At 58.4% G+C, this 23,079-nt stretch carries 24 protein-coding genes; 7 read left to right on the forward strand and 17 right to left on the reverse strand.

Features of this window, described 5'->3' with window-relative positions; genetic code table 11:
* Positions 1–88 precede the first annotated feature (88 nt).
* The 11 genes from KZO34_RS03000 to KZO34_RS03050 all read right to left on the reverse strand — a co-directional run bounded on the left by KZO34_RS03000 (position 89) and on the right by KZO34_RS03050 (position 8,860).
* The gene (locus KZO34_RS03000) at positions 89–868 is read right to left on the reverse strand and encodes an AraC family transcriptional regulator (RefSeq protein ID WP_219473242.1); all 780 of its coding nucleotides are present in this window, start codon (positions 866–868) and stop codon (positions 89–91) included.
* Positions 869–907: 39 nt separating this feature from the next.
* Positions 908–1,543, reverse strand: a complete 636-nt coding sequence (gene tmk, locus KZO34_RS03005) for a dTMP kinase (RefSeq protein WP_219473244.1) — start codon at positions 1,541–1,543, stop codon at positions 908–910.
* Entirely contained in the window at positions 1,543–2,610 is a 1,068-nt protein-coding gene (gene mltG, locus KZO34_RS03010; protein ID WP_257900188.1) for an endolytic transglycosylase MltG, read from the reverse strand. The genes tmk and mltG overlap by 1 nt, the downstream gene beginning before the upstream one ends.
* 5 nt (positions 2,611–2,615) lie before the next feature.
* On the reverse strand, positions 2,616–3,434 hold the full coding sequence (locus tag KZO34_RS03015; RefSeq protein WP_219473246.1) for an aminotransferase class IV: 819 nt from the start codon (positions 3,432–3,434) through the stop codon (positions 2,616–2,618).
* Between the two features lie 8 nt (positions 3,435–3,442).
* Positions 3,443–4,690 carry a beta-ketoacyl-ACP synthase II gene (gene fabF, locus KZO34_RS03020; RefSeq protein ID WP_219473248.1) on the reverse strand — a complete coding sequence of 416 codons (1,248 nt, stop codon included), beginning with the start codon at positions 4,688–4,690 and terminating at the stop codon, positions 3,443–3,445.
* A 131-nt stretch (positions 4,691–4,821) separates the two neighbouring features.
* Positions 4,822–5,055, reverse strand: a complete 234-nt coding sequence (gene acpP, locus KZO34_RS03025) for an acyl carrier protein (protein ID WP_007154069.1) — start codon at positions 5,053–5,055, stop codon at positions 4,822–4,824.
* 133 nt (positions 5,056–5,188) lie between these two features.
* Positions 5,189–5,932 (reverse strand): 3-oxoacyl-ACP reductase FabG, encoded by a 744-nt coding sequence (gene fabG / locus KZO34_RS03030; RefSeq protein WP_219473250.1) that lies wholly within the window; start codon positions 5,930–5,932, stop codon positions 5,189–5,191.
* Between the two features lie 16 nt (positions 5,933–5,948).
* Positions 5,949–6,887, reverse strand: a complete 939-nt coding sequence (fabD, locus tag KZO34_RS03035) for an ACP S-malonyltransferase (RefSeq protein WP_219473252.1) — start codon at positions 6,885–6,887, stop codon at positions 5,949–5,951.
* Positions 6,888–6,999: 112 nt separating this feature from the next.
* The gene (gene plsX, locus KZO34_RS03040; RefSeq protein WP_219477135.1) at positions 7,000–8,001 is read right to left on the reverse strand and encodes a phosphate acyltransferase PlsX; all 1,002 of its coding nucleotides are present in this window, start codon (positions 7,999–8,001) and stop codon (positions 7,000–7,002) included.
* Between the two features lie 43 nt (positions 8,002–8,044).
* Positions 8,045–8,224, reverse strand: a complete 180-nt coding sequence (gene rpmF / locus KZO34_RS03045) for a 50S ribosomal protein L32 (protein ID WP_008174968.1) — start codon at positions 8,222–8,224, stop codon at positions 8,045–8,047.
* Between the two features lie 81 nt (positions 8,225–8,305).
* Positions 8,306–8,860 carry a YceD family protein gene (locus KZO34_RS03050; RefSeq protein WP_219473255.1) on the reverse strand — a complete coding sequence of 185 codons (555 nt, stop codon included), beginning with the start codon at positions 8,858–8,860 and terminating at the stop codon, positions 8,306–8,308.
* Positions 8,861–8,998: 138 nt separating this feature from the next.
* Here KZO34_RS03050 and KZO34_RS03055 point away from each other — a divergent pair, with 138 nt between their 5' ends.
* Positions 8,999–9,595 carry a Maf family protein gene (locus KZO34_RS03055; protein ID WP_219473258.1) on the forward strand — a complete coding sequence of 199 codons (597 nt, stop codon included), beginning with the start codon at positions 8,999–9,001 and terminating at the stop codon, positions 9,593–9,595.
* 22 nt (positions 9,596–9,617) lie between these two features.
* Here KZO34_RS03055 and KZO34_RS03060 read toward each other — a convergent pair whose 3' ends face one another.
* From KZO34_RS03060 to rluC, 3 genes are read right to left on the reverse strand one after another with little or no spacing between them, the layout of a single operon-like run.
* Positions 9,618–10,661: a S49 family peptidase gene (locus tag KZO34_RS03060; protein ID WP_219473259.1), complete on the reverse strand. Its 1,044-nt coding sequence runs from the start codon at positions 10,659–10,661 to the stop codon at positions 9,618–9,620.
* A gap of 38 nt (positions 10,662–10,699) precedes the next feature.
* The gene (locus tag KZO34_RS03065; protein ID WP_219473267.1) at positions 10,700–11,347 is read right to left on the reverse strand and encodes an HAD family hydrolase; all 648 of its coding nucleotides are present in this window, start codon (positions 11,345–11,347) and stop codon (positions 10,700–10,702) included.
* A complete protein-coding gene (rluC, locus tag KZO34_RS03070) occupies positions 11,348–12,373 on the reverse strand; it encodes a 23S rRNA pseudouridine(955/2504/2580) synthase RluC (protein WP_219473269.1) in 1,026 nt (341 codons plus the stop codon).
* A 595-nt stretch (positions 12,374–12,968) separates the two neighbouring features.
* Here rluC and rne point away from each other — a divergent pair.
* On the forward strand, positions 12,969–16,187 hold the full coding sequence (gene rne, locus KZO34_RS03075) for a ribonuclease E (RefSeq protein WP_219473271.1): 3,219 nt from the start codon (positions 12,969–12,971) through the stop codon (positions 16,185–16,187).
* Between the two features lie 3 nt (positions 16,188–16,190).
* Positions 16,191–16,733 carry a YecA/YgfB family protein gene (locus KZO34_RS03080; RefSeq protein ID WP_219473274.1) on the forward strand — a complete coding sequence of 181 codons (543 nt, stop codon included), beginning with the start codon at positions 16,191–16,193 and terminating at the stop codon, positions 16,731–16,733.
* Here the strand turns inward: KZO34_RS03080 and KZO34_RS03085 are convergent.
* Positions 16,730–17,608 (reverse strand): PHP domain-containing protein, encoded by an 879-nt coding sequence (locus tag KZO34_RS03085; RefSeq protein ID WP_308318765.1) that lies wholly within the window; start codon positions 17,606–17,608, stop codon positions 16,730–16,732. The two genes, KZO34_RS03080 and KZO34_RS03085, sit on opposite strands and share 4 nt — an antisense overlap.
* Before the next feature lie 129 nt (positions 17,609–17,737).
* Here KZO34_RS03085 and KZO34_RS03090 point away from each other — a divergent pair, with 129 nt between their 5' ends.
* The 3 genes from KZO34_RS03090 (at position 17,738) to KZO34_RS03100 (ending at position 19,126) form a co-directional block, all read left to right on the forward strand.
* Positions 17,738–18,037, forward strand: coding sequence for a YciI family protein (locus KZO34_RS03090; RefSeq protein ID WP_219473282.1), 300 nt, complete (start codon positions 17,738–17,740; stop codon positions 18,035–18,037).
* A gap of 125 nt (positions 18,038–18,162) precedes the next feature.
* On the forward strand, positions 18,163–18,834 hold the full coding sequence (locus KZO34_RS03095; RefSeq protein ID WP_219473283.1) for a TIGR04211 family SH3 domain-containing protein: 672 nt from the start codon (positions 18,163–18,165) through the stop codon (positions 18,832–18,834).
* Positions 18,835–18,838: 4 nt separating this feature from the next.
* On the forward strand, positions 18,839–19,126 hold the full coding sequence (locus KZO34_RS03100; protein WP_219473285.1) for a PilZ domain-containing protein: 288 nt from the start codon (positions 18,839–18,841) through the stop codon (positions 19,124–19,126).
* Positions 19,127–19,177: 51 nt separating this feature from the next.
* Here the strand turns inward: KZO34_RS03100 and rraA are convergent, their stop codons facing one another.
* Positions 19,178–19,657, reverse strand: a complete 480-nt coding sequence (gene rraA / locus KZO34_RS03105; protein WP_219473288.1) for a ribonuclease E activity regulator RraA — start codon at positions 19,655–19,657, stop codon at positions 19,178–19,180.
* Positions 19,658–19,685: 28 nt separating this feature from the next.
* Positions 19,686–22,058 (reverse strand): phosphoenolpyruvate synthase, encoded by a 2,373-nt coding sequence (ppsA, locus tag KZO34_RS03110; RefSeq protein WP_219473289.1) that lies wholly within the window; start codon positions 22,056–22,058, stop codon positions 19,686–19,688.
* A gap of 168 nt (positions 22,059–22,226) precedes the next feature.
* On the opposite strand from ppsA, the gene ppsR reads away from it, so the two are divergent.
* Complete coding sequence (gene ppsR / locus KZO34_RS03115; RefSeq protein WP_219473291.1) at positions 22,227–23,042, forward strand: posphoenolpyruvate synthetase regulatory kinase/phosphorylase PpsR; 816 nt, start codon at positions 22,227–22,229, stop codon at positions 23,040–23,042.
* Positions 23,043–23,079 lie beyond the last annotated feature (37 nt).

Below are 23,079 nucleotides of genomic sequence, written 5' to 3' on the forward strand. Positions count from 1 at the left end.
TTTAACTTAGTATTACTACGGACCCACGGCTTACAAAATCCTACGATTCTTTTATAAATTCGTCCGAAAAAGCCGATCTTTTCGCAATTTAGGCTACTTTTTCACCAAACCGTAACTTTGTGGGGGTAGTACCCTTGTGTTTTCTCAAGGCATTGGTCAACGCACTGTGGGACGAAAACCCCGTGCGATAGCTGACTTCCGAGACGGAAAGAGAGGTGGACATGAGCAGCTGGGCTGCCTGGTCCAGTCGGGTCTGAAGTAGAAACTGATGCGGGGTCACGCCAGTGACCTCCCGGAACATTTCGTAGAAACGACTGACACTGAGACAGGCCACACCCGCAAGATCCTGGACTGTGATCTTGCGATGGAGATTTTCCATGATGTAACGCCTGACCATATCCGGGCGAATCGCCTGACGATTCGTTGCGACTGTTCGACTCGCGTTCAGCCGCTCGGCCATGCAGTGGAGAATACTGGCTGCAAGGTGGCGCTTCATACCGTCGTTCGACGGTGATCGGTCAAATTCGCCCGCGGCGAACTGCACCAGCCCCTGCAGCTTGTTATCCAGCCCCAGTGTCCGGGGACGTTCAAATAGCGGCGCGAGATGCTCGTAATCGGCGTGGGCGGGCGTGTTGATCGCGGGCACATAGGGATCGAGATTGATCACCAGAACGTGGTTCTGGTTGTCACCACAATAATCATGGCGGGCCTCGGTCGGGACGAGGCAGGCTTTCCAGGTATCCAGGTGAGATCCGGTACCATCAACGCTCAGTTCCGCTTCGCCCTGAACGCCCACCACTATCTGATGATGCTCATGTCGGTGCTGATGAGAGGCAATGGGCAACTTCAGTAGGCGTGCATCCAGCATAGACGCGAGCGGACCTTAATTACTGAGAATGTGACTCAATTAAAGCAGATCCGAGTGAAACTTGCACATCAGCTCGCTCACTCGGGCACTGACCTGCTCCAGAGGGGCCCCGGCGTCGACAACGCTGTACCGGTCGGGCGTGGCCCTTGCGCGGTCCAGGTAGGTGTCGCGAATTCGCTGAAAAAACGACACCGCCTCCTGCTCGAAACGATCCAGTTCGCCGCGCTGTCTGGCCCGTCTCATGCCGGTTTCTACCGGGGCGTCCAGCAGGATCACATGATCCGGCCGGACCTCGCCCTGAACCAGGGTTTCCAACTGGGCAATTCTGTCCACGGAAACGCCGCGCCCCCCGCCCTGATAGGCAAAGGTGGCATCGGTGAAGCGATCACAGAGCACCCACTGCCCCTTTTCGAGAGCCGGAAGAATGCGGGTATGCAGATGCTGGGCCCGGGCAGCAAACATGAGCAACAATTCGGTGAGATCGTTAACCGGCTCGTCGCGGGGCGTCAGCAGTAATTCCCGGATGGCTTCCGCCATCGGTGTACCACCGGGCTCCCGGGTGACAATAAAATCAACGCCCAGGGATTCAAGGGTTGTGGACGCGTTTGCCAACTGAGTCGACTTGCCGACCCCTTCCGTTCCTTCAAAGGTAATAAACTGACCGCGCGAGGCCATCACTGCTCTCCATTACCATCGCTGGCGTCACTCTGAACCGCTGGCGACGACCGATAGTCCTCTCGACGATTCAGCTGGAATTCACGAACCGCTTTCTGGTGCTCCGACAGCGTCCGGGAGAATTTGTGAGTGCCATCACCCCGAGCCACAAAGTACAGGGCGTCCCCATCGTCCGGGTTCAACGCTGCATGGATGGCCTCGCGACCAGGCAACGCAATGGGCGTGGGCGGAAGACCATCAATCCGATAAGTGTTATAGGGCGTGTGCGTACGCAGATCGCGGCTGCCGATACGCCCCTGGTAGTTATCGCCCATGCCGTAGATCACCGTGGGATCGGTCTGCAGCCTCATACCCTGTTGCAGGCGACGCACGAAGACACCAGCCACCTGCTCTCGCTCATGGGGCGCTCCGGTTTCCCGCTCAACAATGGAGGCCATGATCAAAGCTTCGTAGGGCGAATCGTAGGGCAAGCCCTCTTCCCGGCCCGCCCATTCCTCTTCCAACACCGTGGACATGGTATTGAACGCGCGCTTGAGAAGGTCGAGATCCGATTCGGTGCTGGTAAACAGGTAGGTATCCGGGAAGAAACGGCCTTCCGGATGCTCGCCCTCAGCCCCCACTGCCGCCATAATTTCCTCATCGGTCCAGTCCCTGGTGACCTGTTCAAGTCGCTCTGTCCGAGCAAGGGCGGCCCTCATGTCACTGAAGGTCCAGCCTTCAATAAACTGAACCGACCAGTGCTTGGTATCACCCGACACCATGGCCGTCACCATGTCCAGCGGCGTCATGCCGCCGGTGAACTCGTATTCACCGGCCTGAATCCGGGCCTGCCCCGGATAGAGACGCCCGTGCAACCGCAGCCACAGACTCTTGTCAACCAGACCCTCACGTTCGAGCATTCGGGCGACCTGACTGAACGCCGTGCCGGTGGGCACGCTGAATAGAACCGGCTCCTTCAGAGCCACCGGCTTTTCCAGGGTTTGCAAACCCTGCCACACCCAGAGCCCGGTGCCGGCCCCGACCAGTATTGCCGCACAAACAGAGGCTATCAGTAACTTCTTGAGCAAAGGAATTATTCCAGTAGTTCGAAAGGATTGAAGATTGTCGCAAGTCCGGTTTCGACAGGCAAATCGTGGTCGGCGAGAGTGCGAACCGGAACAATGCCAAGCACGCTGTTGACCAGATACAGGCCCAGACAATCAGACCCCAGAATATCGTCCGTCGTTAACGGGCGCTCTTCCACGTGCTCGCCCCGTTCCCGCAAGCGCTCAAGCACCCATTCGCGCATGACCCCCGACACCGCCAGGGTGGCGCCAGCCGGCGTTATCCAGCCATCCCGAACCTTGACCAGAAGGTTGGTTCTGGTGCCCTCGATCAGATGGCCGGCGCTATCCGACATGATGACTTCAAAAAGCCGGTCGTCCAGATCCCTCGCAGCCATGACCTGCTCAAGCCGATTAAGTGACTTGATGCCCGCAAACAGCGGATTCACTGTCAACGGAATCCGGGAGAAGTCTGCGACGACACCACCGGGATCTGGCACGGGCGGAATTGAGGCCGCAGCCACCATCAGGTTGGGAACCATAACCGGATCCGGACGATAGCCACGACCGCCGGCGCCTCGCGTCAGGGTCAGCTTGAGAATCCAGCCTGCGTCACCAAAACCGCCGGCGAGCCGGTGAGCAGCCTGGGCACAGACCGACCTCAGCTCGCGTCCCGATACGGCGATGCCCAGCCGCGCAGCATCCCGAGTCAACCGGTTGATATGCCGTGAAAGGAGAACACCCTGGCGCCCCTCCATGCGGATGGTCTCAAACAGTCCATCACCATAGGCAAGCCCTCTGTCAGCAGCAGGAAGGCCGCCCTCGTCCGCCCAGAAGAGGTTGAGCATGGAAATGCTCAGTCCTCGTAACGACGAAAGATCAGTGTGCCGTTAGTGCCACCAAAACCAAAGGAATTGGAAAGAGTCACACCGACGTTCGATTCGCGGCTGGCATTGGCGACAAAATCCAGATCACAACCTTCATCAGGATTGTCCAGATTGATTGTCGGCGGCAATACTCCGTCACGGATCGCAAGCACGGAGAAAATACCTTCGACCGCGCCGGCGGCGCCGAGCAGATGCCCGGTCATGGACTTGGTACTGCTCATGGCCAGTTTCCGGGCATGGTCGCCAAAGACACTCTTCACTGCAGCCACCTCGGCGACGTCGCCGACCAGGGTGGAGGTACCGTGGGCGTTGATGTAATCAATCTCATCGGGACTGATTCCCGCATCACGGATCGCGTTCCGCATGGACCTTGCGGCGCCCTCTCCGCTCTCGGGCGGCGCAGTAATATGGTGGGCGTCATCACTCATACCAAAGCCGATCACTTCCCCGTAAATGGACGCCCCCCGCTTTTTGGCATGCTCCAGTTCTTCGAGAACCACGACACCCGCGCCGTCACTCAACACAAAGCCGTCGCGATCACGATCCCAGGGGCGGCTGGCTTTCTCCGGCTCTTCGTTGCGGGTGGACAATGCGCGGGCTGCGGAGAACGCGGCAATGCCCGTACGGGTGGTCGCCATTTCCGAACCACCCGCGAGCATTACATCGGCATCGCCATAGGCTATGGTGCGTGCCGCGTAACCAATGTTATGGGTGCCTGTGGTACAGGCAGTGACAATGGCAATATTGGGACCGCGGTAGCCAAATCGGATGGCAGCGTTGCCGGATATCATGTTGATGACCGACGCAGGCACAAAAAACGGTGACACCTTGCGGGGACCGGACTTGTCCATGGTCAGAACATTCTTCTCGATGTATTCCAGACCTCCAATACCAGATCCGATGGCAATACCTGCCCGATCCTTGTCGAGTTCGTCGTAGTCGTTCAGTCCGCTGTCATCGACGGCCTGTTGCGCTGCAATCAGACCGTAATGAATAAAGGCATCAAGCTTTCTGGCATCTTTGGTGGACAGCCAGGGTTCAAGATCCAGATCCCTGATGGCTCCGCCAATACGCGCGCTGTACCCGGACGTGTCAAACCGCTCGATCATGCCAATACCGCTGCGACCTGCCCGAACGCCTTCCCAGGAACTCTGTACGTCGTTGCCTAGAGGAGACAACATACCCATGCCTGTGATGACAACCCGTCGTTTGCTCATAACCCCTTTCACCTGAATCTAGTCTGAGTGCATCCGTTCACCGATTGAACCCGAAATTCAGCCAATAAAAAAGCCGTCCTTAGTTTGGTCACAAGGACGGCTTCTTGCCTGGCTTTGATTACTGCAGAGTATCAGGTGTGCGCGACAATGTAGTCAATCGCGTCCTGAACACTGGCCAGCTTCTCGGCTTCTTCATCAGGAATTTCAGTTTCAAATTCCTCTTCCAGTGCCATAACCAGCTCAACGGTGTCCAGTGAGTCAGCGCCAAGATCCTCTACAAAAGAAGATGTGTTCTGAACCTCGGACTCCTTTACGCCCAACTGTTCACAAACAATCTTCTTAACGCGCTCTTCAACTGTACTCATAATGTCCTCACTTTGTGTGTCAACCAAGCAACTCTAGTGCTGCCAGTTTAGTTTAAACCCCACCCGCAAACAAGCAGGGATTCGGTCAAACATGTTGTGCGACAAGGGGTTGCGTGCAAGCAACTCCAGGCGCTTATCCCATGTACATTCCGCCGTTGACGTGAATGGTCTCGCCGCTCACGTATCCGGCTGCATCTGACGCCAGAAAGGCAACCACTGCTGCCACTTCTTCCGGCTCACCCAGACGACCCGCAGGTATGATTTCCAGCATAGCTTCACGCTGCTTGTCGTCCAGTTTTTTTGTCATATCTGTGTCGATAAACCCGGGCGCCACGCAGTTCGCAGTAATCCCCCGATTCGACATTTCCTTGGCCAGACTGCGCGTAAAGCCTTCGACACCTGCCTTGGCTGCGCAGTAATTGGCCTGGCCCGGGTTCCCCATACCGGCAACCACGGAACTGATGTTTATGATCCGCCCCCACTTGGCCTTCGCCATCCCCCTGAGCACGGCCTTGCTGGTGCGATAGACGCTGGACAGGTTGGTTTCCAGAACCGAGCCCCAGTCATCATCTTTCAAGCGCATCAGCAGGTTATCACGGGTGATACCGGCATTGTTGACCAGCACCTGAGGCGCACCGGATTTCTCCGTTAATGCTTTCAGGCCGGTATCAATGCTTTCGGGATCCGCCACATTCATGACGATACCGTAGCCTTTCAGGCCGGCAGACTTGAGATCATTGGAGATGGATTCAGCACCTTCGGCACTGGTCGCGGTGCCCACGACTTCAGCACCCTGTTCTGCCAGCGCCCGGGCAATGGCCTTGCCAATGCCACGCGTTGCACCGGTCACCAGTGCGGTTTTGCCTTCCAGAGACATGAATAACTCCCTTTCGTTATGACTGACCGAATGCGTCCAGCGCTTTTGCCAGAGAATCCGGCTCCTCGATACCGTGAACCGCCAGACCGCGATCAATGCGCTTGATCAGACCGGCAAGTACCTTGCCGGTGCCGCATTCAACAGCCACTTCTACCCCATTGTTAACCAATGCCCGCACGGAATCGGTCCAGAGCACGGGAGAATAGAGCTGCTTCAGCAGATTGGCCTTGAGTGTATCGGAATCGGTCTCGGCAGCGGCGTTAACATTTTGTATAACCGGTATGACAGCGTCATTAAAACGCACGTCCTCAAGCGCTTCGGCCAGTTCCTTCGCGGCACCCTTCATAAGTGCACAGTGGGAGGGAACACTGACAGGAAGCGGCATGGCCTTACGGGCACCCTTTTCCTTGCACGCCTCGATAGCGCGTTCCACAGCCGCTGCAGAACCGGCGATCACAACCTGACCCGGCGCATTGAAGTTAACCGCCGCGACCACGTCACCCTGAGCGGCGCTTGCGCAGGCTGCGACAACATCATCATCCTCAAGACCGAGAATCGCCGCCATCTTGCCTTCGCCGGCCGGAACCGCATCCTGCATAAGCTCGCCCCGAAGGCGAACCAGCTTGACGGCCTCGACAAAATCCAGGCTTTCCGATGCGACCAGCGCACTGTACTCACCCAGGCTGTGGCCCGCCACAAAATCGGGCTTACTGCCGCCAGCCACGAGCCAATGACGCCACAGAGCAACACTGGCCGTCAGCAACGCGGGCTGCGTCACCATGGTCTGATTCAGCTCTTCCGCCGGACCTTTCTGGCAGAGCTGCCAGAGGTCGTACCCAAGCACATTGGATGCCTCGGCGAAGGTTCTGTTGATAATGGGCCACGCCTCTGCAGCATCAGCAAGCATGCCAACAGACTGGGACCCTTGACCGGGAAAAATAAAGGCTGATTTCATAAACAGGATCTTAACGTCATTGAGGGGTTACGGGAGATTAGCCAATAGTACAAGTTAGGCCAATTATCCGCGAATACACGAAAGAAACAGGACAGACTTTAGTCTCAGGGAGTTACAACATGAGGTCGTCGAGACGCTCGTTGATACGTCGCGGCACTTCGAGCTCCACTTCCCGAACGGCCTGGCGGATGGCCGCCAGCATGGCGCGCTCATTGGCATTGCCATGGCTCTTGATAACGACACCCTGCAGCCCGAGCAAGCTTGCACCATTGTGACGAGACGGATCCATCAGCCGCAGAAGACGGCCGATAATAGGCCGGGCCAGCATTCCGACCACCCGCCCGTATAGTGTGCGGGTAAAGGCCTGCTCCATCAGCTCAATCAGCAGACCGGCGACGCCTTCGCCGGTTTTGAGGGCAATGTTGCCAACAAAACCGTCACAGACCACCACGTCCGCCACATCCCTGAACAGATCACTGCCTTCGACGTAACCGATGTAGTTGATGGTATCGCACTGGGCAAGCATGTGGGACGCCAGACGAACCTGCTCGTTACCCTTGATCTCTTCCTCACCCACATTCAGCAACGCCACACGCGGCTCAGACTGGCGCGACATGGCCGACGCCATAAGGGATCCCATCAGGGCGTATTGGTAGAGGTTTTCTGCGGTCGAATCGACGTTGGCCCCGAGGTCCAGGACATGGCACCGCCCCCGCAGGGAAGGAATCAGCTTGGAAATGGCCGGGCGCTCGATACCCGGGTACATGCGGATGATGGAGCGACCAAACGCCATCAGGGCACCGGTATTGCCGGCACTTACGCAGCCCTGTGCCTCGCCATCGCGGACCAGGCTGAGGGCAATCGCCATGGACGAATTTTTCTTGTGCCGAAGGGCGTGGGACGGGCGCTCGTTCATCCTCACCACGTCTGCCGCCTCGACGATGCGAATTCGGGCGTGGCCTTCACGCAACAAAGCCTCAAGCTCGCTCCGTATTCCGACCAGAACGATACTCAAGGCTTCGTTTTCGCGCACCGCATCCAGCGCCGCGGAAGCCACCACTGTGGCTCCGCGGTCACCGCTCATGGCGTCAATCGCAATGGTAACCGGGTTCACCGCTTCTCCATCCGACACAGGGCGGCGCCTTTTCGTAACGAAATTACTCGTCGCGCGCTTCAATTACCTGCTTGCCGCGGTAAAAGCCGTCTGGAGAGACATGGTGACGACGATGAACTTCACCGGTAGTCGCATCAGTGGACAGAGCGGCGGCGCTCAGGGCGTCGTGAGAGCGGCGCATGCCACGCTTGGAACGGGTCTTTCGGTTTTGCTGTACAGCCATGATTATGCTCCTGACCTGTTAACGTAAATAAAACGTGTGTTCGTTGTAATGCGCCGACCCCCGATCAGAGCCCGCACCTGCTTAATGTTTCGTCTTCTTGAGATCCGCCAGCACGCTGAAAGGATTCTCTTTCCGCGGCTCCTCCGGCTGCGCCGGAGAACCGTCCGGCTCGAGCGCTTCCAGCTCTTCCCGGGCCGGACACTCATTCCGGTCATGCAGCGGGAATGCCGGCAGCACCAGCAGTAACTCGTCCTCAACCATTGACCAGAGATCCGCACTGAAATCATCTGTCAGGAACGGTTCAAGATCTTTCGGCAACTGCTGCGCTTGCTCATCGCTGGTCGCCAGTCCCAGTGTGAACCGGGATACCAGTGTCGTTTGCATGGCACCCATGCAACGCTGACACTCCAGATCGACTGGAGCCTCCAGCTCACCCGACGCGATGCGGCGGCGCTCAGCATCCATGTAAAAGGACAGCTTAACGCTGCACACGGCACCTTCATCAACACCCAAAACCGCTTCACGGAAACGAGTCAACGCACTGAGGGGAATCTCTCCCTCCAGCGTGCTGTTGTGTTCCGCCAATCGGTAGGGATCGACAGACTTGGGCAACTCGGCGTGCGGAGCTTTTGACATAGGCGCGCAATTTTAGGGGCGCGGCCCTCTGGTGTCAAAGACTTCGTTGTCTTTTGGCCAGGGGTTCCGACGAAGATAGGTGTATTCTACGATAAGACACCTTGCGCAACACCAACAGACGTCATAAGGAATAGAAAGATGACCTCCTCCCCGCTCCTTCTGGCTTCGTCATCGCCCTACCGCCGGAACCTGCTCCAAAGGCTCGGCCTGCCCTTCGAAAGCGCCAGTCCCGAGATTGACGAGACCCCGCAACCGGGCGAAACCGCAGACCAACTGGCCACCCGCTTATCGGAAACAAAAGCCCGCGCCCTGGCAGACCGCTACCCGGCGCACTGGATAATCGGATCCGACCAGGTCGCCTGCCTGCCAAATGGCACCCTGCTGAACAAACCTGGAAACCACGAGCAGGCCGTTTGGCAATTGAGCCAGAGCAGCGGCCACGCCGTGCAATTCATGACCGGACTGACCCTGCTCGACACCCGATCCGGAAACGCACAAAACCACTGCGAGCCATTTTCCGTGCATTTCAGGGATCTGACGTTCGCCGAGATTGACGCCTACCTTCGCAAGGAACAGCCCTATGACTGCGCCGGCAGCTTCCGCATGGAGGGACTGGGTATTGCCCTGTTCAGCCACATGGAAGGACGCGACCCTAACAGCCTGATCGGCCTGCCACTGATCGCTTTGAACGACATGCTGAGAAACTGGGGGCGAAACCCATTGCTTGAAACCTGAACCGCCCCTTCCAGCACCCTGCCTAGCGGAGCTCCAGGCGGGACTCCAGCATCTGGCCGGCGAAACCCTCACCAACGGCAACACCAAGCTGATCGACAAAGTCCTGCAACGGCGATTTGTGTCGACTGTAGTCCACCAGCTCTTCCTGACCGACGATCTGGCGGGCCACCCAGGACGAACTACCCAGGCCATCAACAAGCCCCAGCTCCACCGCCTGCTCGCCACTCCAGACCAGCCCGCTGAACAGACGACCATCGTCCGCAAGCCGGTCGCCCCGGCCCGCCTTGACGGCTTCAATGAACTGGCCATGAGTACTTTCAAGAACCCCTTGCCAGAACGCCACCTCGTCATCCTCTTCCGGCGAAAACGGGTCAAGGAACGCCTTATTCTCACCGGCGGTGTAGAGCCGGCGCTCCACCCCCACCTTTTCCATGACACCCGTAAAACCGAAGCCGCCAGCTACCACACCAATGGAACCGACCAGACTGGCACGGTTGGCGTAGATTTCATCGGCCGCGGATGCAATGTAATAGGCACCGGAGGCCCCGATGTCCGAAATCACCGCATACACCTTCTTGTCGGGATACTCTTCCCGCAGGCGCTTGATCTCGTCGTAGACATAGCCCGACTGCACAGGGCTGCCGCCCGGACTGTTGATCCGCAATACCACAGCCATTGCATTTTTCTCTTCAAACGCCGAGCGCAGCGCACCCACGATGTTATCCGCACTGGCCAACTCATCGGCCGCAATCGGGCCGCTCACCTCGACCAGCGCGGTATGCTTTCCCGTCGCCGCATCGATGGTGTCGCCCAGAGGAAACTTGAACATGAACAGGAGGGCAAACAGGTAACCGAAGGTCAGAAACTTGAAGAAGATACCCCAGCGCCGACTGCGGCGTTGCTCGGACTGCAGGGACATCACCAGCTTTTCAATCAACTTCCAGTCGCGCCCGCTTTCGGGCGGCAGGGCCGGCCCCTTACGGCCAGCACGGGGCTTACCCCCCTCCTCCGGCGAAACAGGCTTATCACCCCATTCAGGCGTTTTTTCGGAATCCCAGTCAGTCATGCACACATCCTGTCAGCAACATTATTTTGATTTAAGCGTCAGAGCCCGAGCACCCGGCGGAGATCGGCCACCGAATTAACGACGGCATGAGGGGAATAATCCTCCAGAACGTCGCGCTTGTGCACCCCCCACTCAACACCAATCGACGGCATCCCCAAACGCTGGGCCATATCCAGATCGTACCGGGTGTCGCCAATCATAACGGCTTCCGACGGGTCGATTCCGTAGAAGCGAACAATCTCCTCAAGCATGGCAGGATCAGGCTTGGAGCGGGTTTCATCTGCACACCGGGTAATATCGAAGTGCTTACCAAGACCACTGGAAACCAGAGCCATATCCAGACCGCGTCGACTTTTTCCGGTGGCAACAGAGCAGCCACGCCCCGAAGTGCGAAGATCCGTAACGACGTCGGCCATGCCCTTAAAGACATTCTGCGGTGACGTCACCTTGCTGAAGAAATACCGGCCATAGCCTTCCCGAATAGCATTCATTTCATCCCGACTGATCCCCGGGTAGAGCTTTTCCAGCGCCTCAACCATGCCGAGCCCAATGATATCCCGATAGGCCTCCCGCTCAAGCTGCGGATACCCCAGCTCGGTAGCAGCCTGATGCAGGCTTTCAGCAATGTGCTCGACGGAATCCACCAGGGTTCCATCCCAATCAAAGATAACGACCTTGACCTTCATTTATTGACCCCTGTTGCGCGCTTCGAGTTTTCTGAGCACGTCATTAAATGCATCATCGTAGGGCGCTTCCAGGCGCATTGCCTCGCCGGTTGCCGGCAGAGTGAACTCGAGGGCGCGGGCATGCAGCATGAGCCGCTGGCCGCCGATGGACCGAAACGCTTTCAGGCTCACATCATCCATATACTTGTCATCACCGGCAATCGGATGACCTTCCCAGGCACAGTGAACCCGGATCTGGTGGGTCCTGCCCGTAATCGGCGATGCCTCCACCAAACTGTACCCCCCGTAACGCGCCAGACACCGAAAAACGGTCAGCGAAGACTTGCCAGCATCGTCAACTTTCACCCGACGCTCGCCATTGGGCATTTCGTAACGCAACAGCGGCTCGTCCACGCGACCAACCGACTCTGACCAATGGCCGGCGACCAGGGCGTGATAGTGCTTCCGGATTCGCTTCTGACGCAATTCATCCTGGAGGAACCGCAGTGCCGACCGCTTCTTGGCAACCATAACCAGGCCCGAGGTATCCCGATCAAGCCGATGCACCAACTCCAGGAACCGGGACTCTGGCCGAGCTGAGCGCAACACCTCAATCAGACCAAAACTGAGACCGCTGCCGCCATGAACGGCAATGCCCGAGGGCTTATTGACCACCAGCATCTGGTCATTCTCAAAGACGACCGCAGCTTCCATGACCTCCTGGACCCGACTGCCCGGCTCGACCTGAGCCGGCTTCTCCTTTCTGGTCACTGGCGGAATGCGGACCTGATCACCTGCCTTGAGACGCGTATCCGGCTTGACGCGCCCCTTGTTTACGCGCACCTCGCCTTTGCGCACCACCCGGTAGATGATGCTTTTAGGCACCCCCCGCAGCTGAGCAAGCAGGAAATTATCCACCCGCTGCCCCTCGTTATCCTCATCAACCGTGACCCACTGGACGGCCTGGCGCACCTCCTTCCGACCACCGGATTGCGCTTCAGGCCTATCATTCCGGGCGGATTTTCTTGTCGCGGGCTTGCGAGGCATAGAATTCCTTAATAGAGGCGTGTTTGCGGGATTGAACGGCCACCCGAATACTGTTATATTCCGGCGTGCTCTGCCGTTTGTCTACGGCCTGACGAACTCCAGTCAGAAGCCGGAGCGGCAGAAGTATACCGACACTATTCGAGAGTTTGAACGCCGTATGCCCAATCACTATCGGGATCGGCGCAGGAAGTGCTCCCGGAGCTCCAGGACAGACCGATGACGGCTGTTAACCTGCCTTCGGGAGAAGTGGAAAACCGTGCGGAAAACCGACGGGCGACATCGCGAAGAATCATTGCCACGCAGGGCCGGGCCGTCCAGCTTACGAATACGACGTGAGACCCAGGCACCTGAGTGAACCTGAAAACGGATAACATGCGTCAACAGACACGAACCTTACACGACCTCTCGCTGCCCACAGGCAGCGGGACCGTCGGTGGTCTCAGACCAAGAGAATCGCACCCCATAAGGGTCTGATTCGTCTGGCCGCCGGCTTGCTCTTGATGTAGAAGAGCCCCGCGGCACGCACATCCCGCTTCGCTGATGCGATCCCCTCTGGTTTTCTGTCAAAACCAAACGACAGGAACCCTTTCTTTCCATGAAAAGAATGCTTATCAATGCAACTCATCCCGAAGAGTTGCGCGTAGCTCTGGTCGACGGCCAGCGTCTGTTCGACCTCGACATCGAATCCAGCTCACGCGAGCAGAAAAAAGCCAACATCTACAAGGGTCGCATCACCCGCGTCGAGCCCAGCCTCGAAGCCGCGTTTGTCGACTTTGGCGCCGAACGCCATGGCTTTCTGCCCCTGAAGGAAATCTCCAAGGAGTACTTCAAGAAATCGCCGGGCCAGATCGAAGGCAAGATCAACATCAAGGACGTGGTCTCCGAAGGCCAGGAAGTTATTATTCAGGTCGACAAGGAAGAGCGTGGCAACAAAGGCGCAGCCCTGACCACCTTCATTTCACTCGCCGGACGTTACCTGGTGCTGATGCCCAACAACCCCCGCGCTGGAGGCATATCGCGGCGTATCGAGGGTGACGAGCGGGCACAGCTGAAAGAGGCCATGAACGACGTCCAAGTGCCCAAGTCCATGGGCATTATCGTGCGCACGGCCGGTATCGGTCGGACCACGGAAGAACTCCAGTGGGACCTCGACTACCTGGTACAGTTCTGGGAAGCCATTACCCAGGCGGCCGGCGAGCGAAAAGCGCCATTCCTGATCCATCAGGAAAGCAACGTCATTATCCGTGCGGTACGTGACTACCTCCGCCAGGACATCGGCGAAGTGCTCATCGATGCCAACGGAGTGTACGAAGACGTCCTCAACTTCGTGCGCGCCGTCATGCCCACGTTCGAGAACAAGATCAAGCTGTACAAGGACGAAATCCCCCTGTTCAGCCGATATCAGATCGAAGGCCAGATCGAGACCGCTTTCGAGCGCGAAGTAAAACTCCCGTCAGGCGGCTCTATCGTTATCGATCCAACCGAGGCCCTGGTCTCAATCGATATCAACTCCTCCCGCGCCACCAAAGGGCACGATATCGAGGAGACCGCACTACAAACCAACCTTGAAGCGGCCGAAGAAATTGCCCGCCAATTACGCTTGCGTGACATGGGCGGTCTGATCGTCATCGACTTCATCGACATGACCCCGGCCAAGCATCAGCGGGAAGTCGAGCAGAAAATGCGCGAGGCCCTGGAAATCGACCGTGCACGGGTTCAGGTTGGAAAAATCTCCCGCTTCGGCCTGCTGGAGATGTCGCGCCAGCGTCTGCGTCCGTCACTGGGCGAGACTCGAAGCGAAGTCTGCCCGCGCTGTGAGGGTCAGGGCACCATCCGGGGTATCGAGTCCCTGGCTCTGAGCATCATGCGTCTGATTTACGAAGAATCCTCCAAGGAAAAGACCGGCGAAGTCCGGGCTGTGGTCCCCGTTTCCGTGGCCACCTTCCTGCTGAACGAGAAGCGCAAGCAGCTGGCCGATATCGAAGCCCGCCAGGAAGTCAGCGTGGTCGTAGTGCCGGTCCCCCATATGGAGACTCCCCACTTTGAAATCCTGCGCATGCGTCAGGATGAAACCACGCCCGAGCACATCTCCAGCCATCAGGTGGCCCAGGAATACAGCGAGCGTGAAGAAGAGGTGTTTGAGGCACCGGCGCCCGAGCGCCCGGCACGTGAACAGGCTGCGGTCAAGGCTATCCGCCCGTCTGCTCCGGCTCCCAAGCCAGCTGCGAAGGCGGCTGAGGTTCCCGATCAGGAAGAAGGTCTTTTCCGCCGTCTGGGCCGCAAGATCTCCAGCTTCTTCTCCGGTGACGAAGAGCAACCTGCGGAGACCCGAGAGAAGAACAGGGCTGCGCGCGAGGACCGTCGAACCCAGGGTCGTCAGGACCGTCGCAAATCCCGGGTCGCCCGCGACGACCAGCGCACAGGTGGCAACCGAAGCGGCGGCGACCGTCGTCAGGGCGGCCAGCAGAACCGCGGTGATGACAACCGCGGTCGCGGCCGCAACCGGAGCGATGATCAAAACCGGGGCAATCAGAACCGCCCGGCAGCAGACAAGGCTGCCGACAACAAAGGTGGTGAGGGTCGTAAGGAAGCCCAGGGTCGAGGCCGTGGTCAGGGCCGCAACAAGCCCCAACGGGAGCAAAAAGAAACTCGCGAGCAAAAGGATCAGCAAGGTCCCGCGAAGAAGCCGGCCAACGCCGAGAAAAGCGCCGGCGGCGAGAAGCGCGGCAAGCCGCGTCGTCAACGTGGGCGTGACGGTTCGCCGACCGAAACACCCTCTTCCACGCCGGCGGACCGCAAGGCTACACGCAGTGACAAACACCAGAAGGATACCCAGCCTGAGCAACCGCTGGAATCTGCTGGCAAGCCGGACGTGAAGCAAACTGAAGAGCGCCCGGATAATCGTGCGAAGGCCGCGGCCACTTCGGAAAAGGCCGATCAGCCAAAACAGGCCAAGACCGAACCCCAAGCAACCTCGCCCAAGGCTGAGCCAACCGCGGAAGCCAAAGTCGCGAAACCTGCTGAAGCCAAGACTGAAAAATCGGCAGAAGCCAAGGCAGAGAAACCGGCAGAAGCCAAGGCAGAGAAACCGGCAGCAGAAAAAGCCGAGAAGTCGGCTGAGCCAAAGGTGGCTGACAAGGGAGAGGCAAAGCCCGAGACCAAGGGCGGCGAAAGTACCGCCGCGGAAGCGCCAGCCAGCCTGCCTGCCCCGGCAAAGACCGAGACCGAGACAAAGGCCAGTGCCGGACGAAAGCCGAAATCGTCGGACAACGCGGAGAGCCCGGCGGCAGCCGATAAGATCGAGGCGGCCGAGCCTGCCAAGGCTTCAGCCAAGCCCACAGAAGCCGCTGCCCCCAAAGGCGAGAAAGCAGAAACCGCGCCCGCAGCCAAGGCCGAGCAGGCCGCGCCTGCTAAAGCCGAAGCAAAGGCCGAAACAGCGCCCTCAGAAAAGCGGGTCGACGAAAAACCGGCCGCTCAGGCCAAACCGGCGCCGGAGAACCGGCCCAAAGCCGCAGCCAGCACTTCGGAGCCTAAGACACCTGAGCAGAGCCAGCCGGAGCAAAAGGCGTCTGATCAGAAAACACCCGAGTCCCGGGCGCCAGAGCCGAAGCCGGCTACCACGCCTGAAGCCGAGTCAAAACCCGCGAGCGAGCAGGCCAGCAAACCGTCCAGCAGCGCGGCCGAAGAGACCAAGCCACAGGAACAACCTGCGATTGACGTTCCGGTGACACCCGGTCGTGCCTACAATGACCCAAGAGAAGTCCGTAAGCGCCAACGCGCCGCGGAAGAGGCCAAGAAAGCCGGGAGTAACTAACGAATGCTATCCAATTCCGACATTGAAGCGCTGGAAGACATCCTGTTTGCCGATCCCTGGGGCGACGAAGCCCTGGACTTCTTCGGCCTGCACGGAGTCGTCTGTGCCAGCGTCGTCGGCCCGGCAGAGTTGAGCGCGGAAGACATCTTCCGCCTCGCCACGGGCACCCAGACGGTGCCCGGCGGCGAGGTTCCCGAAATCTTTGCCCGCTGCGTCCATAAGCTTTCCGGGGACATGGCCCACTCCCTGGACATGGGGCAGGCTCTCGAGCTCCCGGAACCAGAAGACGGCGATCCCATGAATGCGCTAGAAAACTGGTGCGCCGGTTTTGTGGATACGTTCCTCGAGCATGAGGACGAGTGGCTAGAGGCAGCGAGTGAGGAAGAGACAGCGGACCTTCTGGTTCCCATGCTCACGCTGTCTGGGCTGTTCGATGACGAGGATTTCCAGAAGGTCCGTAACAGCGACAAGCTGTCACGCCAGATGGCCGATGCCATTCCGGATTCTTTGACTGACCTTTACCTGCTGTTCCACGCGCCGGACTAAGCCGACGCGGACGCCTCCACAGGTGTTTTGAAATGATGCCAGACCGGCTCGAGCCCGTCTGGCATTTTCATGATACGCCCGAGCTCACACCAGGCGGCGCCCGGAAAGTGGAAATCACTACCCTGGGAAGCCAGCAACCCCTCCCGCCGACAGAGTTCAGCCAGGAATCCCAGATCTCCACTGGACTGACCCGACGCTGAGACCTCGATCGCCCGGCCGCCGGCACGACGAAAATCACCCGTCAGCTCTCTCAGTTTCGTTGCTGTCAGCTGATACTTCCGCGGGTGGGCCAACACCGCAATACCGCCGGCGTCGTTAATCCAGCCCACTACTTCCTCCAGCTCCGGCCAGTAGGCTTTCACGTCACCGGGCTTGCCATTTCCAAGATGGCGCTTGAAAGCCTGGGCGGTGTTACTGACCACACCCTCCTGCACCAGTATCTGCGCAAAATGGGGGCGCCCGGGTACATCGCCGCCCGATGCCTCGGTGGCACGCTCAAGCAGATCCGGGACTTTAAGTTTGCTCAAACGTTCGGCAATCATCCGTGCCCTAGCCCACCGATTTTCATTCTGCCGCTCCAGTGCTGCCAGAAAGCGCTCATCCGTCGGGTTAAAATCCAGACCAACGATGTGAATGGTTCGGCTTTTCCAGAGACAGGACAGCTCAATGCCCGGAATCATGACCAGGCCCTGCTCACTGGCGGCCACCCCGGCTTCCGCCAGGCCCGAAATCGTGTCATGGTCGGTGAGGGCCAGATGTGTCACCCCCCGCTCCACTGCCCGATGCACCAGTGAGGTGGGCGCCAGGGCCCCGTCAGAGGCTGTGCTGTGGCAGTGCAGATCAATGCACAATGCGGGGGCTTGCGGTATAGTCACAGAAATTCCTGAATCAGTGGGTCGGCAACGGTGCCGGTTCGTCGACTAGTGTACCAGTCAGACCCTGATGCTGTATTACATCTCATTGCCGGACGAGATTCGGTATTCAACAGGACAATGGAGAGCTGAATGTACTACGCAATCATCAGCGAGGACGTCGAGAACAGCCTGCCGATGCGCCAGTCTGCGCGACCCGCGCATCTTGAGCGCCTGCAGGCGCTGAAAGCCGAAGGTCGCCTGCTCGTCGCAGGCCCCCACCCCGCCATCGACACCCCGGACCCGGGAGAAGCCGGCTTCAGCGGCAGCCTGGTCGTCGCCGAATTTGATTCGCTGGAGGCCGCGCAGGCATGGGCCGATGCCGACCCCTACATCGACGCGGGCGTGTACCAGAGGGTAACCGTCAAGCCATTCAAGGCCGTGCTGCCTTGAGCAAAGACGCGCACTCCATGAGTTTATTGTAATGCTGGCCCGCTTGAATGGCCTATTATCTATGACAAAATTGCGCCTTTGATTAATGACCGCTTTTTAACCGTCTAACTCAGGGATTGTATCCAGTGACGCCTTTCCGTCTTCTTGTCAGTGTACTGTTAATTGTGTCTTCTGTGGCAGTCGCCCAGGCCAAAACCGTTTGGGTCGATGACCAACTGTACCTGCCGGTTCGCGCCGGAGCCGGTACCCAGTTCCGGATCATCGAGAATGCCGTTCCAAGCGGCACTCCTCTGGAGGTACTGGAAACAACTGAGTCAGGATATACGCGGGTGCGCACACCCAAAGGCACCGAGGGCTGGGTCTCAAGCCAGTACCTCAGCGACACACCCATCGCCGCCGATCGTCTCCAGCGAGCAAATCGCGAACTGGAGCAAACCCGGAATGAGCTGTCGCAGGTCAAGGAACAGCTGTCGGAAGTAACCAAAGAGCGCAATTCCCTCGAAAGCTCCGAATCCTCACTCTCAGACCGCTCCCAGGCGCTTCAGGAAGAGCTTCAACGCATCAAGAGCATTGCCGCGGACTCGATCAATCTGGAGCGTCGCAACCGTGAATTGCGCGAAGAAAACCAGAAGATCCGCAATGATCTGGAAGTGCTGACGGCAGAAAATGAGCGTTTGGAAGCCAGCAAGGAATCGGATTTCATGTTGTTGGGAGCCGGCCTCGTTCTCGGTGGCGTACTCCTGGCGCTGATCATTCCAATGCTCAAACCAACAAGAAAAACTGACAACTGGGCCTGATACCATGAGGGACTATTCGGAGAAGCGGGACTTTCACCGGATGCAGGTGAACTCGGAGATAGAACTGACCGATGGCAACGGTGAGGTCTTTACCGGCATCTGCCGGGATCTCAGCGCCACCGGCATGCAGCTGTTGGTGCATCGTCCGGTTGCCGTTGGCGAGGAACTGAAAACACTGCTCCGCCCCACCGGCGACGAGATTCCACCACTGGAGACCGTCTGCGAGGTGCTGCGCTGCGAACCGGACGGCGATGGTTACCTGCTGGGCACGACTATCAACGAAGTAACTTGAGTTGAAACCGCCGGAACGCAGCAGGCGCGGCGTTCCGAGGTAATGAGAGCCTCAGACCAGAGGCTTCTCGGAAACAATGATGCCGTTGTTATCGGCATAGACATAGTGGCCCGGATGGAAGGTCACCCCGCCAAACGTCACTGCCACGTTCAGATCTCCGAGGCCACGCTTCTCGCTCTTGCGCGGGTGTGTGCCCAGCGCCTGAACGCCCAGCGCAGTGTTGCCGATCTCATCGACGTCCCGGACACAGCCGTAGATGATCAGACCCGCCCAGCCGTTATTCGCCGCCTTCTCCGCCAGCATGTCGCCCAGCAGAGCGTGACGCTTTGACGCGCCACCATCGACAACCATGACCCGACCGTTACCGGGCTGGCCGACCTGCTCCTTTACAACCGAGTTGTCCTCAAAACATTTCACGGTGACGATTTCACCGCCGAATGCCTTGTTGCCGCCGTAGTTATTGAAGCCCGGCTCAACAACCTGAACCTCCGGGAACTCGTCACACAGGTCGGGTGTAATGATCTCTGTCACTTCTCGTTCTCCTTTTCCTGAAATGGACTCAGTCGATTTTCTCGTCGGCGAGGAAGAACCAGGTATCCAGCACCGAGTCCGGGTTCAACGAGACGGTATCAATGCCCTGATCCATCAGCCACTTGGCCAGATCCGGGTGATCCGACGGCCCCTGGCCACAGATGCCAATGTACTTGCCGGCCTTCTTGCACGCCTGGATCGCGTTGGACAGCAGCGCCTTGACCGCGTCATTACGTTCGTCAAAGAGGTGCGCAATGATCCCGGAATCCCGGTCGAGGCCGAGGGTGAGCTGGGTCAGGTCGTTGGAGCCAATGGAGAAGCCATCGAAATGCTCCAGGAACTGGTCCGCCAACAGGGCATTGGCCGGCAATTCACACATCATGATCACGCGCAGCCCATTCTCGCCACGCTTGAGACCGTTTTCGGCCAGCAGATTCACCACCTGCTCCGCCTCTCCAACGGTCCGTACGAACGGCACCATGACCTCCACGTTGGTCAGCCCCATCTCGTTGCGGACTTTTTTCAGCGCCCGGCATTCCAGTTCGAAGCAGTCCCGGAAGGTCTCGGAGATGTAGCGAGAAGCACCGCGGAAACCGAGCATGGGGTTTTCTTCATCCGGCTCGTAGAGCGTCCCGCCAATGAGATTGGCGTATTCGTTGGATTTGAAATCCGACAGGCGCACGATCACCTTCTTTGGAGCAAAGGCAGCGGCCAGTGTGGAGATGCCCTCCACCAGCTTGTCCACGTAGAAATCCACGGGTGAGCTGTAGCCGGAGATACGCTTCTCAACGGTCTGCTTGATATCGCGCGGCAGGCCATCAAAGTTCAGCAGTGCCTTCGGGTGGACGCCAATCATGCGGTTGATGATGAACTCGAGACGGGCCAGACCCACGCCTTCGTTCGGCAATGCCTGGAAATCGAAGGCCCGGTCCGGGTTGCCCACGTTCATCATGATCTTGAACGGAATGTTGGGCATGGAATCGACGGTATTTTCGCGCAACTCAAAGTCCAGCGCGCCCTCGTAAATCATCCCGGTATCGCCTTCGGCGCAGGATACCGTGACTTCCTGACCGTCTTTCAGCAGTTCAGTGGCATCACCGCAGCCAACCACCGCCGGAATACCCAGCTCTCGAGCGATGATGGCCGCGTGGCAGGTTCGACCGCCCCGATCGGTAACAATTGCCGAGGCGCGCTTCATGACCGGCTCCCAGTCCGGGTCGGTCATATCAGTCACCAGCACGTCGCCGGCCTGAACGCGGTCCATCTCTTTAATGCTGGTGATGATTTTCACCGGGCCACTGCCAATCTTGTGACCGATACTGCGTCCTTCGACCAGCACCTTCCCGGTTTCATTCAGCAGGTAGCGCTCCATGACGTTGGCAGAGGCTCGGCTCTTGACCGTTTCCGGACGCGCCTGAACGATGTAGATCCGGCCGTCATCACCATCTTTCGCCCACTCGATGTCCATGGGGCGCTGGTAGTGCTTCTCGATGATCATGGCCTGCTTGGCCAGTTCTTCCACTTCGGCATCGGTGATGCAGAAGCGATTCCGCTCGTCCTGCTCCACCTTCACCGTTTCGACAAACTCTCCGGCATCGGGGCTGGAGTGATAAACCATCTTGATGGCTTTGCTGCCGAGATTGCGGCGCAGAACGGCGGGCCGGCCGTCGTCCAGGGTCGGCTTGTGGACATAGAATTCATCCGGATTCACAGCGCCCTGAACCACGGTTTCGCCCAGGCCATAGGAGGCGGTTACGAACACCACGTCCCGGAACCCGGATTCCGTATCGAGGGTAAACATGACACCACTGGCCGCCGTCTCACTGCGCACCATTTTCTGGATACCGGCGGACAGCGCCACCAGCTTGTGGTCGAAACCATGGTGAACCCGGTAGGAAATCGCACGGTCGTTGAACAGGGACGCAAACACTTCCTTCACGGAGGTGCGAACCTGCTGCAGCCCAACCACGTTCAGGAAGGTCTCCTGCTGGCCGGCGAAGGAGGCATCGGGCAGGTCTTCGGCGGTCGCGGACGATCGCACGGCAACGGCCATGTGCTCGTTGCCGGCCTGAAGCTTGGAATAGGCTTCAGCCAGCGCGCTCTCAAGAACGTCCGGAAAGTCCGTATCGATAACCCACTGACGAATCTGGGCACCCACGCGGGCCAGTTCGTTAACATCGTTGACGTCCAGGGCATCCAGGGCATTGTCGATCTTGTCTTTCAGGCCATCTGTGGCCAGGAATTCGCGATAAGCGTGGGCTGTCGTGGCGAAACCGCCGGGAACGGTAACACCTGCGTTGGCGAGATTACTGATCATTTCACCGAGAGAGGCGTTCTTTCCTCCCACCCGGTCAACATCGGACATTCCCAGGTGATCAAACCAGATAATGTAATCTTCCAAAGCACGTCTCCCTTGAGTCTGTGAAGCAAAGAGCATAACCGGGCCAGCGGTATCTAGCGGCAAAAGCGGGCAATATCCACTGCGGAGTCTCGAACTTGGAGTGTATGATACTGTAACCTGCGGCATTTACCTAGGGAACCCGCCAAATACGGAACCGGACGATACACCATGAAACGCACTGCTTTCTTTATTTCCGACGGCACCGGCCTGACCGCCGAGGCCCTCGGCCACAGCCTGCTGGCCCAGTTTGAAAAAATCGAATTTGAGCGCGTGACTGTGCCTTACATCGATGACGAGGAAAAGGCCCGGGACATGGTGAAGCGCATCAACAAAGCCGCCGAAACCGACAACGCCTCGCCACTGGTGTTCGACACCATCGTGAACAGCGATATCCGGGAGGTTATCGCCACGGCCGACGGTTTCATGGTGGACATCTTCGGAACGTTTCTCAGTCCACTGGAGCAGGAACTGCAGTCTTCGTCTTCCTATACGGTGGGCAAGTCCCACTCCATCAACAACGAGGGCAGCTACGAGCGCCGCATCAATGCAGTTAATTTCGCCCTCGACAACGATGACGGTGCGCGCATACGCCACTATGACGAGGCAGACCTGATCCTTGTCGGCGCCTCGCGCAGCGGTAAAACGCCAACCTGCCTTTACCTGGCTCTTCAATACGGGGTCAAAGCGGCTAATTATCCGATCACCGAAGAAGACCTGGAGGATCAGCAAATGCCCGCTGCCCTCAAGCCCCACAAGCAGAAAATTTTTGGCCTGACCATCGAACCTGAACGCCTCGCCACGATCCGCAACGAGCGCCGCCCGAATTCCCGGTACTCGTCATTGAAGCAGTGCATGCATGAAATCGAGGAGATCGAGCTGATGTACCGGCGGGAACGGATTCCCTACCTTAACACCACGGCCTATTCGGTCGAGGAAATCTCCACCCGGATCATGGTCACTACCGGCCTCAAGCGGAACCGCTGACGCAGTAAGGCCCGACTGAGGCACAAAAAAAGAGGGC

It is taken from the genome of Marinobacter sp. F4206, assembly GCF_019392195.1.
GTDB lineage: Bacteria > Pseudomonadota > Gammaproteobacteria > Pseudomonadales > Oleiphilaceae > Marinobacter.

Coding starts and splice junctions, on each gene's coding strand:
- KZO34_RS03000 (WP_219473242.1), bottom strand. CDS start 868: ATGCTGGATGCACGCCTACTGAAGTTGCCCATTGCCTCTCATCAGCAC.
- tmk (WP_219473244.1), bottom strand. CDS start 1,543: ATGGCCTCGCGCGGTCAGTTTATTACCTTTGAAGGAACGGAAGGGGTC.
- KZO34_RS03015 (WP_219473246.1), bottom strand. CDS start 3,434: ATGCTCAACCTCTTCTGGGCGGACGAGGGCGGCCTTCCTGCTGCTGAC.
- fabF (WP_219473248.1), bottom strand. CDS start 4,690: ATGAGCAAACGACGGGTTGTCATCACAGGCATGGGTATGTTGTCTCCT.
- acpP (WP_007154069.1), bottom strand. CDS start 5,055: ATGAGTACAGTTGAAGAGCGCGTTAAGAAGATTGTTTGTGAACAGTTG.
- fabG (WP_219473250.1), bottom strand. CDS start 5,932: ATGTCTCTGGAAGGCAAAACCGCACTGGTGACCGGTGCAACGCGTGGC.
- fabD (WP_219473252.1), bottom strand. CDS start 6,887: ATGAAATCAGCCTTTATTTTTCCCGGTCAAGGGTCCCAGTCTGTTGGC.
- rpmF (WP_008174968.1), bottom strand. CDS start 8,224: ATGGCTGTACAGCAAAACCGAAAGACCCGTTCCAAGCGTGGCATGCGC.
- KZO34_RS03050 (WP_219473255.1), bottom strand. CDS start 8,860: ATGTCAAAAGCTCCGCACGCCGAGTTGCCCAAGTCTGTCGATCCCTAC.
- KZO34_RS03055 (WP_219473258.1), top strand. CDS start 8,999: ATGACCTCCTCCCCGCTCCTTCTGGCTTCGTCATCGCCCTACCGCCGG.
- KZO34_RS03060 (WP_219473259.1), bottom strand. CDS start 10,661: ATGACTGACTGGGATTCCGAAAAAACGCCTGAATGGGGTGATAAGCCT.
- KZO34_RS03065 (WP_219473267.1), bottom strand. CDS start 11,347: ATGAAGGTCAAGGTCGTTATCTTTGATTGGGATGGAACCCTGGTGGAT.
- rluC (WP_219473269.1), bottom strand. CDS start 12,373: ATGCCTCGCAAGCCCGCGACAAGAAAATCCGCCCGGAATGATAGGCCT.
- rne (WP_219473271.1), top strand. CDS start 12,969: ATGAAAAGAATGCTTATCAATGCAACTCATCCCGAAGAGTTGCGCGTA.
- KZO34_RS03080 (WP_219473274.1), top strand. CDS start 16,191: ATGCTATCCAATTCCGACATTGAAGCGCTGGAAGACATCCTGTTTGCC.
- KZO34_RS03090 (WP_219473282.1), top strand. CDS start 17,738: ATGTACTACGCAATCATCAGCGAGGACGTCGAGAACAGCCTGCCGATG.
- KZO34_RS03100 (WP_219473285.1), top strand. CDS start 18,839: ATGAGGGACTATTCGGAGAAGCGGGACTTTCACCGGATGCAGGTGAAC.
- ppsR (WP_219473291.1), top strand. CDS start 22,227: ATGAAACGCACTGCTTTCTTTATTTCCGACGGCACCGGCCTGACCGCC.